The following is a 396-nucleotide window of genomic DNA, read 5'->3' on the forward strand; positions in this document are numbered from 1 at the left end:
TTATTACAGATAGCTCGCCTTCATGGCATAAATATGAAAGATGTCTTATTAATGCATACCAATAGTATGCATTATCTTATAACTGAAGCACAGTGTTATTTTTCCAAAGATGTTATAAAAAACCTTCACTATGACAGAAAAACAGTAAGTGAAGAAAGAAAGTCAGCCCTTCAGGAGGCTATTCTTGATAATGGGACGAGCCTGACGCTGAGTCTTACGGAAAACGATATATTCCCTTTTACAGACCAGAGGATGATAGGCTATGGTCTGAAACTCAGAGTTGAGGAGTCATTTGATACTACATCAAAACGACTTCAATACAGAAAAGCGATTAATGACAGATATAAATTTGTATTTACCAGAAAAGATAAGGGGCATATAACAGGTGCATATCAG

1 pseudogene is annotated in these 396 nt (G+C 35.9%); it reads left to right on the top strand.

The features are described 5' to 3' along the window. Nucleotides 1-33: 33 nt before the first annotated feature. Nucleotides 34-396 (top strand): annotated as a pseudogene (locus tag E0D98_RS25995) (hypothetical protein); the annotation flags it as partial.

This window comes from Escherichia sp. KCJ4928 (genome assembly GCF_004352695.1).
GTDB lineage: Bacteria > Pseudomonadota > Gammaproteobacteria > Enterobacterales > Enterobacteriaceae > ECMA0423.